The following is a 14,409-nucleotide window of genomic DNA, read 5'->3' on the forward strand; positions in this document are numbered from 1 at the left end:
CATTATTCTTTATTCCATTCTGAGAACGGATGCTTGCTTAAATAAGAATTATAATATCTTGGATTACTGGTTACTTCTTCTCCTAACCAATCTGGCTTATCAAACGTGTCTGTTTCTGATTCAAGCTCGATTTCGGCAATTATCAATCCTTCATTTTCTCCATAAAACTCATCTACTTCAAAAACATGGTTTCCTGATTTTATTTCAAATCGCGTTTTCTCAATTTTACCTTTCTCGCACAATTTCAATAATTCTTGTGCTTCGTCCAGCGGAATTTCATTTTCCCACTCAAATCGTGACATTCCACTATCACTTCCTATCCCTTTTATAGTAATAAACCCTTTCGTGCCTTTTATACGTATACGTACTGTTCGCTCTGGTTGGGAGCTTAAATATCCCTGAGCAATTCGATTTTTGGCGAAAGCCTGCTCTTTAAAATCGGTTGTTTTAACTAAAAACTTTCTTTCTATTTCGACCATCATATCCATAACTAAATTCAGTTAGCAAGTTACTCATTTTAATTAATTGGCGAATTAAGATTTTCTCCTTACAATTATTCAAATTAATTGTTAATTTTAAAAAGTAAGTAAATTCTTAAACATAAAAAGCAGCTTTTTTTAACAATAATATTAAAATAACTGATTAGTAACGTTTTGCATTTATTTTTTTGTTAAATTTGAGAGAATTTTAACTCATAAAAATTATGTCTAAAAAAACACTTTATCTCTTAGGCATTGTAGTCACAATTATCTTAGGTACATTCCTGTATCTGAAATTTTGCTGCAATTGCTGTACGAAAGAACCCGCAGACGATATCGAAAAAGTAGTTGTTATTAAAGAAACGGTCACGGAGATTGTTCCTTTTGTAATTAATGGTACCGGTATTGACTACCGCAGTAGCGACAATCTGAAGTTCCTGAAGAATAGTGCTTCGGTGATTATGCCAGTTAAAGACTCTGTTAATATTGGTATTGAAAAACTGAAAACTTTCTTAGATGCCAATCCAGAGCAAAAGGTTACCATAACTGGATATGCGACTACCGATGAAAAGAACACCACAACGTACCCTAATCTTGGTATTGCAAGGGCAAATGATGTTAAAAATTATTTTGTATCAAAAGGGCTATCGGCTGGTAAGTTTAATACTAATGGCGAAATAATCGATAGCTGGAAAACAAATGGAGATACACTATTAGGTCCAGTTTCTTTCGAAATTAATACTTCGACGGATTCGGTTGCAACAAAAACAGATGGTGAAGATTTTGCTGCTTTAAAAACCAAAATAAATGCTGATCCTTTGGTTCTTCATTTTAATACCAATAAATCCAATAATAATCTAAATGCTGCCGATCGTCAGAAAATTAAAGACATCTCGTATTACATTCTTCATGTAAATGATGGCGCATTATTGGTTGTTGGGCATTCTGATAATGTTGGAAACCGTGAATCGAATGTTGTGTTAAGCCAAAAACGTGCTGACTTTACTAAAAACTATTTGTCTAAAAACGGCATTGATGGTAGTAAAATCGAAACTCAATCAAAAGGTCCAGATGAACCTGTAGGAGATAATACAACCGCCGATGGTAAAGCAAATAATCGTAGAACTGTAGTTACAATAAAATAATTAATCCAAAAAAATAACATTATGAATATACCTTGTATCTTAATACCAGCTTTAGTTGGGTTAATCTGTGGAATTTTAGGTTACTTGATAGGAAAAATGGCTTCGAAAGGAAACGATTCTGATTTGCTTTCTTTACAAGCTGATTTAGACGCTTGCAGAGCTAATACTAAGAACTTAAATGCCAAAATATCTTCGCTTGAAGCAGATTTAGCAGCTAAATTAAATAATGCTTCGGCATCTGCACAATCATTTGTGGGTAAAACTACAATTCCAGAAATTGCTTTTGATGCTGCATTGGCAGCAACTGTATTTGGCAAAAAAATAAAGAAAGATGATTTGAAGATAATCGAAGGAATTGGCCCTAAAATCGAAGAGCTGTATCATCAGGCTGGAATCAAAACCTGGTTGGCTTTATCGGAAACACCAACAGAAAAATCTCAAACTATTCTAGATAATGCTGGTGAAAACTATGCGATTCATAATCCTGGAACCTGGGCAAGACAAGCTAAGTTGGCTTATGAAGGAAAATGGAAAGAATTAAAAGAATGGCAAGATGTCTTAGATGGCGGAAAAGAATAATTTTTATTCTCTAAAATTTAAAAACTGGCTTTATGCCAGTTTTTTTTATTTATAATTTTAAACAGATTATAAAATCTTATTGAAATTTTGAATAAAAACTGCAAAAACTAGCTTTCAGGATTTTATTTTATTTTTATAGAAACGGACACAATATTGTCTTTTGATATGAGGAAACTCAAACAATGTAAATCAATCTAATGGCTAGATACGGATTGTAAACTCAAATAACATTTTATAAACATTGCCAACGGTTTCAACCGTTGGAGCGCAATTCATTATCACAGTACCGCACGGTTGAAACCGTGGGCTATAATCAAAAACAGGATAGCTACTCGTGCAGACCCTCCTGTGTCAGAAATGACAATGATTATGGTGATTTTGTGCAAAACTAAAGCTCCTTGCTTTTAAGTTTTTACAAAGATAATTGTAGCCGTTTTTATTTATAGAGTATCAATATCTATTTCCCAGTTTAAATTTGGGTTATACCATAATTGTCCTTGTGTAACTTCTAACGGACAATCGAAATTGTTCGTGTATAATGCTCCTGTTCCTAAACCTTGTGGCATGGTATTGTTTTGCAAAAAAGTCCATTGTGCGATTGCATTAAGACCTATATTGCTTTCCAGAGCCGATGTTATCCACCAACCGATATTATACTTCTCTGCCAATGCAATCCATTCCTGAGTCCCTCGAAAACCGCCTATAAAGCTTGGTTTTAAAATAATATACTGTGGTTTTATATTTTGCAGTAATTTTTCTTTTTCCTGCAGAGAAAAAACTCCAATCAATTCTTCATCTAGTGCTATAGCAAAAGGTGTTGTCTCACATAAACTAGCCATAACCTGTGTATTGCCTGGTTTTATTGGCTGTTCGATACTATGCAACTTATATGCATTAAGCTGAATTAGCTTATTTAAAGCTGTCTCTAAACTAAAAGCTCCATTGGCATCTACTCGTATTTCTATTTCTTCTGGGCTAAAGTGGCTGCGGATAAAACCCAGTAATTCCAACTCTTTATCAAAATCGATAGCACCAATTTTAAGTTTTATACAACGAAAACCTGTGGCTAGCTTCTCTTCTATTTGCTGTTTCATAAACTCTGGTTCTCCCATCCAGACTAACCCATTTATTGCAATAGATTTCTCTCCCGTAGTAAAAGGTGAAGGAAAGAGTAAAAAGGGCATTTTACTGTGCAATGAACGGAAAGCCATTTCTATACCAAATTGTATTGAAGGGAACTCTAATAAGGCTTCCCAAAGGGCTTTTTCGCCAAGATGTATATTATCGCAACTCCATTGCAATTTCTCTTCGTAGTCGTCTCGATCGTCTGCGCTTAGTCCTCTGAGGATTCCGCACTCGCCTATTCCCTTTTTATTATTTTCTTCAATAACAATGAACCAAGTTTCTTTTTCGTTCATTACACCTCTGGAAGTTCCCGATGGGCGCTTAAAATTGAGAATATATTTGTGGTAAGTGGCTTTCAAGATGATTTTCTTTTTTTAAACATATAAGTGATATAAGTCCATATAATAAAGCGTTTAGAAAAGAGAACTTATATTTGCTTACATCACTATAGGATTAATTATTAATTAAAAAGGTCTAAAACTCTATCAAAGTTTGCTGAAGGTAAATTTGCTTTCTTAAAAGCTGCAAAATCAAGTTTTACTTTTTGAATCCAGCTTAAACTATCAGTAACGTTTTGTGTTTGGTATTTTTTATAAATGGCTTTCGCTTCTTTATAATCGTCGCTTACCAAATAAGCGTGAGCTAGGTTGAGTTTTAATTGCAACTCTGTTTCATCTAGTTTTTCTCCTTCTTTTAGAAACTTAATCGCTTTCTCGTATTGTTTGGTTATTATATAACAATATCCAATAGCACTATAATCTAGCGCTGTAGCCTTTTTGTCAGCAATTACAGTGTTTAACAATGTTATCGCTTCACCATATTTCTGACTTTTAATTAATTTAGAAGCCTGATTTCTTAAATCGTTATAAATGTTTTTAGAGATACTGGTATCGTTATAACAGGTGTTCCCATAATCTTTATAAGCTTTGATTTTTTCCATTGCCAATAGCTTATCAAACTCTATGTAACGGTATTGCTTTTGGATTTTTTCGAGGATACAAACGCAAAATTCATCAGAACTTGCCATTTTCTGTGCCAGATTTGAGGTCCTGCATTGGCTGATAATTTCTTTTTTATTCTCCTGATTCCAACCACGACTTAGCTTTACATCAACCCACGGCACTACTTCTAGCACTATTTTTTGTTTTAAAAGCCAATTCTTGCTTTCGAATCCAAACCAAATTATATTTACATTTGGTTGTAAACAGCTGGTTTTATCTAATGATAATCGTTTTGCGTCTTTGCTTACTGGTTCTTCTTGTGCATAACAGGCTTTATCGGTTTTTCCTGTTTGTACATAACTTTTGGCAATTGCCTGATCGGTAAACAAGGCATATTTACACTTATCATCTCCTGATATTTTTGACATTAGGAATACTGCACCGGCTGATCCCTGACTGATTCCTGATGGGTCTGGAATCGATTTTAATACCGAGACTAAGCTACTTGCCAATTGTTGGTTTTCGTCCAGCAGAGTGATTCTATATATCACTTCGGTGGTTCCTAATGGTAAATCTTCGGTTGGAATGACGATTCTGTCGCGGGCTGAAACGATTATTTCTTTTGTAGTGGATCGTTCTTTGTCCCAATATCCTTCTTTTTGTGCAAAAGCTGAATAAAACGAACTTAATAAAAGTACTAAAATCAGTTTTTTAGATTTCATTTTCTTGACTGGATGTGTGTTTTTTTTTAGCCCTGACAGCAGCGATATCCTTTTCCTGTCCGCCGCGGCGGACAGGAAAAGATAAAGCGTATGGCGGGTCCCGATAGCTATCGGGATAGCTCCTAATTCTTCAATTTCTTTTAGAATAACGCTATTTACAATTCAATAGATTCTCCAATTTCTATAAGCATTAAGTCTTTTCCTTTATCAAAAAACTTACGTTTTGCTTCGTCATGATTGATTTTGATATATCCGAAGGTATCATAATGATATCCTAAAATTTTATCACATTCGATAAAGTCTGATGCTATAATGGCATCTTCAACATCCATTGTAAAGTTGTCTCCGATTGGTAAAATAGCTAAGTCTAGCTTGGTACGCAATGGGATTAACTTCATATCCATCGTAAGGGCTGTATCTCCTGCTATATAGATATTTTTGTGTTCGCCTTCGATTACAAATCCTCCTGGATTCCCTCCGTTACTACCATCGGGAAACGAGCTTGAATGTATGGCGTTTACATATTTTACTTTTCCGAAATCAAATTGCCAGTTCCCTCCATGATTCATTGGGTGTGCTTTTAGCTCTCTTTGGGCAAAATAACTCGCAATTTCGGCATTAGACACGATTACTGCTTCGGTACGTTTTGCAATTGCTTCGGCATCCAGAATATGATCTCCATGCGCATGCGTTAGCAAGATATAATCGGCTTTTAATGTGTTAATATCGATATGTGATGCCAATGGATTACCTGAGATAAAAGGATCTACCAGAATGTGCTTTCCTCCTACTTCGATTCCTAATGATGCATGACCGTAAAATGTAATTTTCATATTGATACAATTTTAAAGTTTAATAAATTATCTTCCTCCTAAGAAGAGGTTTACAATAATGTCTGAAATTAATGATATCATGCACAAAGTCAATAATACTGAAAGCAAAAATGTGCTAAGTGCTACTCTTTTTAATTCTGGGTCTAGTAATTTAGGTTCTTGGTTTTTATAAACAACAATTAAATGTTTGGTTAATGGTATGTAAGCCAATAAAAACAAGTATTGATCAAAGTTATAATCGCTTAAAATAGCAAATGCAACTACCGAAATCATTGCTGTTATGATTAAGAAGTAATGGTATTTTTTAGCAGCTTGTCCGCCCATTTTTACTACAATTGTGTTTTTGCCCGATTTTCTATCTGAGGCTTCGTCACGCATGTTGTTTAGGTTTAAAACTCCTACGCTTAATAATCCTATGGCTACTGCTGGCAGGATTAAAAGCGGATCTATTTCTTTTGAGTATAAAAAGTTAACGCCTAATGTACTTACTAAACCAAAGAATACGAATACAAAAATATCTCCAAAGCCTTTATATCCATAAGCTGAGTTTCCTACTGTATAACGTATTGCCGAAACAATTGCCGCAATCCCTAATAGTAAGAAAAAGATTGAATACACAAAATTTGTCTCGCCAAAGGCAAAATAAATCAATGTAACTGCCGATAATAAAGTTAACAATGAAGTAATGATTATAGCCTTTTTCATGGCTTGTGGAGTTATTACTCCGCTTTGTATAGCACGTTTTGGCCCTATTCTGTCTTCGTTATCGGTTCCTTTTACTCCATCGCCATAATCGTTGGCAAAATTGGATAATACCTGCAATCCTAGCGTTGTTAAAAGTGCAAAACCAAAAATTTTCCAATTAAAAACTTCTGTAGGCGTATAAACGTTTTCTGTGGGATTTGCCAAAGCATACATACTACCGACGATAATCCCAGAAACTGATAAGGGTAATGTTCTTAATCTAGCGGCTTCAATCCAATGTTTCATTCTTATGTTTTATTTAATTTAAAGTTTGTTATAAAAAAGTTTTCAGTCTCAGTCACAGAATTTCAGTTAAAACTGAAACTGAAAACCGATACTGCAAACTAGTTTATGGCAACCATTTATTTTCGCCAAAATTAGGCTTTCTTTTTTCCAAAAAGGCATTTCTTCCTTCTTTGGCTTCTTCGGTCATATACGCTAAACGGGTTGCTTCTCCAGCAAAAACCTGTTGCCCTACCATACCGTCATCTGTAAGGTTCATGGCAAATTTTAGCATTTTTATAGATGTAGGCGATTTTTGTAATATCTCTTGCGCCCATTCGTAAGCAGTATCTTCTAGTTCATCATGAGGAATAACGGCGTTTACCATTCCCATATCCATTGCTTCCTGAGCTGAATAATTGCGTCCTAAGAAGAAAATTTCACGTGCTTTTTTCTGTCCTACCATTTTGGCCAGATAAGCTGATCCATATCCGCCATCAAAACTAGTTACATCGGCATCTGTTTGCTTAAAAATAGCGTGTTCTTTACTCGCTAATGTCATATCGCAAACTACGTGTAAACTATGTCCGCCACCTACTGCCCAACCTGGAACTACGGCTATGACAACTTTTGGCATAAAACGAATTAATCGTTGTACTTCTAGAATATTTAAACGATGTTGACCATCTTCTCCAACATATCCTTGATGTCCTCTTGCGTTTTGGTCTCCACCACTACAAAAAGAATATACTCCGTCTTTGGTCGAAGGTCCTTCGGCAGATAATAAAACTACTCCTATCGAGGTATCTTCTTGTGCATCGTAAAATGCCTGGTATAATTCGGATGTTGTTTTTGGGCGGAAAGCGTTGCGTACATTAGGTCTGTTAAATGCTATTCTTGCAACTCCATTACATTTTTTATAGGTTATATCTTCAAATTCTCTGGCAGTAATCCAATCCATTAGATGTATTTTTAATTAATTATAGTGTAAAAATAAATCATTTTTTACACTTTAGACTACACAATCATCATGAAGTCTATTCTAAAAAAAATTTGATCAAATGTTAAATATTGTTTTTCAATTAAAAACGGCAATCATTTTATAGTGTATTCTATTTTTTATTTTTATCTTTACCTTCTATTAATCAATGTGATACATTATTTTTCGTACACATTTAAGATTGATCTTCTTTCACTGATTTATTAACCTAAAAAATGATTTTTTGAGAAAATTTAAAAAATTTGTCGCTCATTTTTCTATGGTTTTAAATTTAAAACCTTTAGACAAAGAGCAAATGAGATTAGCATTTGTCGAAATTGCAAAAAAGAGATAGTAACACCTACGGTTAACAAGAAAGATATATTAAACTACTCTACAAATGGGTATTTATTATTGTTTAATCATCTTTAAAAATATTAAAAATAAACCAAAGGTTCTGCCGTGAAATCAATTTCAGCATGTAAGAAATTGTTATCCCATTCAAGACAAACCCATCTGAAGAAGTAGTAAGTCACACGCAACAAGATTAAGTACAGTATTACATATTGTGTGGTTCTATTCACTTTTCGTGATGAAAGTAGATTTATTTTTATTTTTGTTTTTTTTTAATTACAATTTTTTTATAAAACTAGAATAAAAAGAAAAAGGCTAATCGTAATGATTAGCCTTTTTTGTTGTAGTAGCTTAGTATTGCTCTTTTACCAAGTAAATACCGTCTTCTTTTATCTCGATTAGTTTCTCTCTGTATAGAGCTCCAATCGCTTTCTTGAATGTTTTCTTACTCATTTTAAGCACCGTTTTAATGTCTTCTGGATGTGAGTTGTCTGTAAGTCTTAAAAAACCACGACTTGCTCTTAATTCGTCCATTATTTTCTCGGCATTTGGTTCGATACTTTGGTATCCTTGCACTTGCAACGAAACATCTATTTTATTATCAGGACGTACAGTCTTGATGTAGCCTCTCATACGGTCTCCTGTACGAATGGCATCATCATAAACCTCATCTTTGTACAACAACCCTTTATGTTTCTCATTAATGATTACATTGATTCCTATCTCGGTAATATGCGAAACGATTAAATCTACTTCTTCGCCTTTTTCTACCGTTAGGTTATCATTACTTAAGAATTGGTTCGTTTTACTTGAAGCTACCAATCGATTGGTTTTTTCGTCCATGTATAAATAAACCAAATAACGCTTTCCTTTTTCCATAGGGCGCGCTTGTTCTTTAAACGGAACAAGAATGTCTTTTTCCATTCCCCAATCCATAAAAGCACCAATCTGGTTAATGTAATTTACTCGTAAAAGAGCAAACTCGTTCAGCAAAATATATGGTTCTAGGGTTGTTGCAACTGGACGCTCTTCGTGATCTAAATAAACAAAAACGATAAGTTCTTCGCCTATTTCAAATTCGTTTGGAACATATTTGTTTGGTAATAGTATGTCGTGGATTCCTTCTGGATCTTTCTCGGGGTTACCCAAAAACAATCCTACTTTGGTATCACGTAATATAGTTAGGGTGTTGTATTTTCCTATTTCAATCATCTTCTTTAAAGTTCTGTATTGCTATTTAAGCAAGTTTCTAAGTCGCAAAGGTACGAAGTTTGAAAATGAGAAGCATAAAAATTATTCTATTAAAAGAGGTCGTCTTTTAACAACCTCTTTTTAAAATTTTAACATTTTAAAATTACGAATTGAAATAGAGTAACAAATTTTGATCGAAAATCTATTTCCATCCGCTATTTTATAAGTATAATTCCTCTTTTAGTAATAAAAAGAGATCCAAAATAAAACATAGACACAAAGTTGCCTCCGTTTTTCTTATTGAATTGAAACCTTCTTAACAAAATGCACATTATTATTTAGGATATTGACGCACTGTTTTTGCGATATTCAAATAAAAGTCATTCAGGTAATCAATAGAAATTGTTTTATCTGGCATTACTATACTTAAATGGTCCGGACCACCTGAAATAATTGGATTTACATACCATATACCTTTACTTCTCCCGCTAGCATTTTTAGCCGTATTTGCGTCTTGGTAAGGTTGACCTATAGGATACATAGCACTGGCTTTTTGGATGGCCCCATCGTTATAACGCCATTCCATGTAGCCCAAAGGTAGATCCCTATCTGTCATACCCATTCTTGCTGCGGTTATTTTTAGCATTGGATTCATACTTTCCTGAGGTAGTCTTATGTCGCTATTTCCTAAGCCTGGAACTGTGGCATCCAATGTATAGGTTTGATAATATACATTTGGCGATATGCTGCAATAGGCATTTTGTTCACGAGAAGCAGTAATAGTCAAATCATAACTACTGTTATCGGTAGTTGTCCATAGCCTGCTTTTTATTACCTGCTCCCAATAATCATCAAAACTTTGTCCTTGTTTCTTTTCAATACCCCATTGTTGGAGATTGAAGTCATAAAAGTTTTCGGAAGTTGATACTCCTGCCACTACTGCCACTTCGTATAGAAAGTCTTTTAGTTGGCTAAATGGTAATATATTACCATCATCGGCGGTGATAGTACCGTTATGGCATCCGCAAATAGAAGTAAAGCTGTTTACCCAGCCTTTTTTACCACCTTTAAACAAATCCGAAGTAGGCGCTTCATCATTTGTTTTAGGCACAAAAGCCATTTCTTGCGGATCTCCATTCTCTAATAACTGGATCAGAAAGCGAGGAGTAGGACCTCCCATACTATGTCCTATCAAGTGTATTTTACTTTTACCATCCCAGTTAGGATACAATCCCTCGTAAAACTTACCATATCGGGCATGCCCATATTTTGCCGAATGTACTGCACCATAATCAACCTGACCTCCTTTGATATAATAATAAAGCTCAATAGCTCTGTCCCAATTACTGGATAAAGGACCTACAGATGCAGTATAAGTTTCATAACCTTGTGACTTAAGATACTCTTGGATATCGCCCTTGCCACCCCAATAATGATATCCATTCATTTCATCTCTGCCCCACCCCATAAAGCCATGTACGAGTACAATGGGATAATCATTTTGTTTAACATTGAGATTTTCACTATCGTCAGAAGAATCATTCTTACTGCAACCTGTAAATAAAACAATAGCAATAATAAATACTGCTACAGGTAAATAAATCTTTTTTTTCATAATAATGGTTTTAAGTACAATCGGAAAGTTAAATAATATCTTTTTCAACATCACTTCTTATATATTGCATGTATTTTTTGATCTTTATTCACAATCAATATTTGTCTATAATAGTAGCAATAGTTTCTAAAGACTTCCTACGACGGATAATATTAAACTGAGTTAAAAAATATGTCAAAATTTTATGGTTTGCATAATATTTACTGTATGCGTTCAAAAATTATTTAATAAAAATATGCACTAAAAAAAAATTATTTAACCTCTAAAAGGCAAAAGAATATTAAAATAAGGTGAATTATTTATCTGATTAAAAAACCTTTACGTATTTTTATATATTAGACATTCCGAAATTATTCTTTAAAAGCACTATAATTAATTCGTAAGATCTTGTTAAAGCTTATTTTAAGATTCTGTTTTTTTATTATAACTCCGATTTGTATAATAAAAAAGAGGTTGTCTAAAAAGACAACCTCTTGTGGTTTAAATATCATTTAATTTACAGAATGTTTCTTGAAAATTTAAATTTGGCTAAAATAGTCTTCTATAAACTCGCCTAAGACTTCTACGAGGTCAAAAATGAGGTTGAAATTGCCCAAACGGGTTTTTGCTACCCTTTTAGAAAAGTTATGAGCAATAGCAATCAGACCAAATTCAATATTTACTTTGGCTGTTTTGGTAAGTGTAAATCTTTTAAATCCTTTGTTTTACTTGATGTTTCCAAAAATCAGTTCTGGTTCAATACATCTTTTACTATAATTTCCCCTTGCCAACACACTTTCTGAATCCCATATTACATTGAATTTAAGTCTTTTATCTTAAGATTGTATTTTATTTCTATCCTACTATTGACCTGCGCTTTAAAACATTGCCCACGCAAAGGACTAAAATATTTAGTGTGGTAAAATCAGTAGAAGTATGGTTGGTTGAGGAATATGTAATGATTAGATTTTCTGTAAAAATCTGAACATTATAACCCGTTTTTAATTGTCCGTTGCGCAAATGATCTTCTTTCATGCGCATAAAAGTAATGCTACCCGTGAAAAAGTATTTTCAATATCATTTTAGGATGATAGCTGAATTTTACCCCCGCCCGCCTTTAAACTATGAAATAATGTCTGAAATTTCTAACTGTTCAACAATACTAATCTATTAATCGGATAAAATAATTCTCTGGGATCAGATCATTTAAATTCAATGGAAAAAAATCTTGCTGATAAACCGAATGTAGTTTAAAAACTGGCTGCATAATCATTGATTTTTAGTACCTAGATATAGGAAAAATCAAACCAAAAACAAAAAACTGCTCGAAATTACTTTACGGACAGCTTTCTATATTTGGAAGTTTAAATACTATTTATAAACACTTTCTTTTTTAAAGTGTAGCGTTAATAAGTAGTATACTACTGCTCTGTATTTATGTTTGTTTGAGCGCCCGTATTTTTCTAATACTGCATCAATTCCTGCATCTAAAGCGGGACCATCTGGCAAGCCTAATTTTTTGATTAAAAAATTATTCTTTACAGTATCTAATTCCGATTTTTGAGTTCCTGCAACTGTAGCTGCATCTGCGTTATATATTGACGGCCCACAACCGATGGTTACTTTTGTCAATAAATCCATATTCGGAGTTACGCCGCATTTATCTTTTAAGTCAGCAGCATACTTTACAATTAATTCGTCTCTTGCGCTCATAAATAAAATTTTAATATTTGATTAATACTAGTTTATATTCTCAAATTTAAGCATTTATTCTATACAAGCCTTTATTTTAAGTAATTTTTATGAAAATTAAACCTACAATAACTCTTTAAAAAACTGAAGTAATATTTTATCGTTTTCGACTGTTGGTGTAAAGATTTCTAAAATAGCTGGTGCCTCATTTACATTATACAGTGTTTCTAGTCCTGATTGTAACGAACTTTCATTGTCTGCTTTTATGTAATTCATCTTAAACATTCCCGCCAAATACTCAGCGGTTAAATGATGTGATGTTTCAAAAAAGGTATTAAACACTGGTTGTTCCTGATGTCCTGGCAAAATACGGAAGATTCCTCCTCCTCCATTATTTATGATTATAATCTTAAAATTATTAGGGATATAACTGTTCCATAAAGCGTTACTATCGTACAAGAAACTAATATCTCCTGTAATAAAAACTACTGGTTTAGAATTGCCAACTGCAGCTCCTATGGCTGTCGATGTACTACCATCGATACCACTTGTACCACGATTACAGAATACACTAATAGATGAATCGATATCTATTAATTGTGCATATCGAATGGCTGAACTGTTACTTATTTGTAACTGACTATCCTTAGGCAATGATTCTATTACTTTTTCGAATACTTTAAAGTCCGAAAACGGGATTTTACTTAAATATTCCTTTGCTCTTACTTTTCTTAAATCATTTATTTTATTAATTCTTAAGAAGTAATCGCTCTCTATAGTTTCCGTTTGTGGTAAAAAGGCTTTAAAAAAATCATTTGGGTTTGTTTTTATATGCTTCGATAAAGCTCCAAATGTATCATAAGCTCTTAATGTATCTATATGCCAATGTTGTTTTGGTTTGTACTTTCGTAAAAACGCCTTTATACGTTTAGAAACGATCATTCCTCCAAAAGTTACTAAAATTTCAGGCTGAAAATCTTCAAAATCGGTGGCTGTAAATGGTGTAATTAAAGTATCGATGCTATTGATAAAACTCGGATGATGTAAATTAGACGTTGTTTCGGTTAAAACTACTACTGATTTATCATTTGCCAATCCTTCGATTATTTCTTTATTAATTGTGTCTGGCTCGTTTACTCCCACAAGTATCATCTTACGAGTCGATTTGTTCCAAGCAGCAACCATATCGGCTAAATCTCCAATTGTTTCTGGCTGGTTTTCTTTTACGTAAGTGTTTATTATAGGTTTTACGGCAAGTTCTGAAACGGTTTCATACAATGGCTCTTCAAAAGGTGCATTAATATGTACTGGTCCTTTTTGGGCTCTGGCCGTATCTATGGCTTCGTTTATTTTCTTATCGTTATCAAACGAAACATCTTCATGTAAATTAGCGTTGTATAAAGAATGGTTTATATACACGTTTTCCTGACGAATGGTTTGCCCGTCGCCAATATCTATCTTGCTTTGCGGACGGTCTGCCGAGATTACTATTAACGGAATCTGGCTATAAAATGCTTCTGCAAAAGCGGGATAGTAATTTAATAATGCTGAACCCGAAGTACATACTAAAGCTGTTGGTTGCCCAGTTTGTTGTGCGATTCCTAATGCAAAAAATGCAGCACATCTTTCGTCGGCTATGCTATAGCACTGAAAAGCCGGATTACTAACAAATCCTATGGTTAAAGGTGCATTTCGTGATCCTGGAGATATAATTATGTTGGTGATTCCTTTTTCTAAACAAATCTGAATGATACTCTGAGCCAGAGGTATTTTGGGGTAAATCATTTTCTTGGAAATTATAAAGTACAA

General features: G+C 33.7%; 12 protein-coding genes. 2 read left to right on the forward strand and 10 right to left on the reverse strand.

Annotated elements, in window-relative coordinates; translation table 11 throughout:
* Positions 1–2: 2 nt before the first annotated feature.
* A complete protein-coding gene (locus OA93_RS15170; RefSeq protein ID WP_205625785.1) occupies positions 3–479 on the reverse strand; it encodes a CYTH domain-containing protein in 477 nt (158 codons plus the stop codon).
* A gap of 224 nt (positions 480–703) precedes the next feature.
* On the opposite strand from OA93_RS15170, the gene OA93_RS15175 reads away from it, so the two are divergent.
* Positions 704–1,624 (forward strand): OmpA family protein, encoded by a 921-nt coding sequence (locus OA93_RS15175; RefSeq protein WP_039114231.1) that lies wholly within the window; start codon positions 704–706, stop codon positions 1,622–1,624.
* Positions 1,625–1,645: 21 nt separating this feature from the next.
* Complete coding sequence (locus OA93_RS15180) at positions 1,646–2,203, forward strand: hypothetical protein (RefSeq protein WP_039114232.1); 558 nt, start codon at positions 1,646–1,648, stop codon at positions 2,201–2,203.
* Positions 2,204–2,643: 440 nt separating this feature from the next.
* Here OA93_RS15180 and OA93_RS15185 read toward each other — a convergent pair whose 3' ends face one another.
* The 9 genes from OA93_RS15185 to menD form a co-directional block, all read right to left on the reverse strand.
* Positions 2,644–3,687: an o-succinylbenzoate synthase gene (locus OA93_RS15185; RefSeq protein WP_039114233.1), complete on the reverse strand. Its 1,044-nt coding sequence runs from the start codon at positions 3,685–3,687 to the stop codon at positions 2,644–2,646.
* 101 nt (positions 3,688–3,788) lie between these two features.
* A complete protein-coding gene (locus OA93_RS15190; protein ID WP_039114234.1) occupies positions 3,789–4,991 on the reverse strand; it encodes a tetratricopeptide repeat protein in 1,203 nt (400 codons plus the stop codon).
* Positions 4,992–5,146: 155 nt separating this feature from the next.
* On the reverse strand, positions 5,147–5,824 hold the full coding sequence (locus OA93_RS15195; RefSeq protein WP_039114235.1) for a metal-dependent hydrolase: 678 nt from the start codon (positions 5,822–5,824) through the stop codon (positions 5,147–5,149).
* 27 nt (positions 5,825–5,851) lie between these two features.
* On the reverse strand, positions 5,852–6,814 hold the full coding sequence (gene menA, locus OA93_RS15200; protein WP_039114236.1) for a 1,4-dihydroxy-2-naphthoate octaprenyltransferase: 963 nt from the start codon (positions 6,812–6,814) through the stop codon (positions 5,852–5,854).
* Positions 6,815–6,917: 103 nt separating this feature from the next.
* Positions 6,918–7,751: a 1,4-dihydroxy-2-naphthoyl-CoA synthase gene (locus OA93_RS15205; RefSeq protein ID WP_035681238.1), complete on the reverse strand. Its 834-nt coding sequence runs from the start codon at positions 7,749–7,751 to the stop codon at positions 6,918–6,920.
* A 723-nt stretch (positions 7,752–8,474) separates the two neighbouring features.
* Positions 8,475–9,335 carry a S1-like domain-containing RNA-binding protein gene (locus OA93_RS15210; RefSeq protein WP_039114237.1) on the reverse strand — a complete coding sequence of 287 codons (861 nt, stop codon included), beginning with the start codon at positions 9,333–9,335 and terminating at the stop codon, positions 8,475–8,477.
* 313 nt (positions 9,336–9,648) lie between these two features.
* Positions 9,649–10,761, reverse strand: a complete 1,113-nt coding sequence (locus tag OA93_RS15215; RefSeq protein WP_205625784.1) for a hypothetical protein — start codon at positions 10,759–10,761, stop codon at positions 9,649–9,651.
* Positions 10,762–12,279: 1,518 nt separating this feature from the next.
* Positions 12,280–12,621 carry a DUF2853 family protein gene (locus OA93_RS15220; RefSeq protein WP_039114238.1) on the reverse strand — a complete coding sequence of 114 codons (342 nt, stop codon included), beginning with the start codon at positions 12,619–12,621 and terminating at the stop codon, positions 12,280–12,282.
* Positions 12,622–12,723: 102 nt separating this feature from the next.
* Positions 12,724–14,385 (reverse strand): 2-succinyl-5-enolpyruvyl-6-hydroxy-3-cyclohexene-1-carboxylic-acid synthase, encoded by a 1,662-nt coding sequence (gene menD / locus OA93_RS15225; protein WP_039114239.1) that lies wholly within the window; start codon positions 14,383–14,385, stop codon positions 12,724–12,726.
* Between the last annotated feature and the right edge of the window lie 24 nt (positions 14,386–14,409).

The organism is Flavobacterium sp. KMS (assembly GCF_000813005.1).
Lineage (GTDB): Bacteria > Bacteroidota > Bacteroidia > Flavobacteriales > Flavobacteriaceae > Flavobacterium.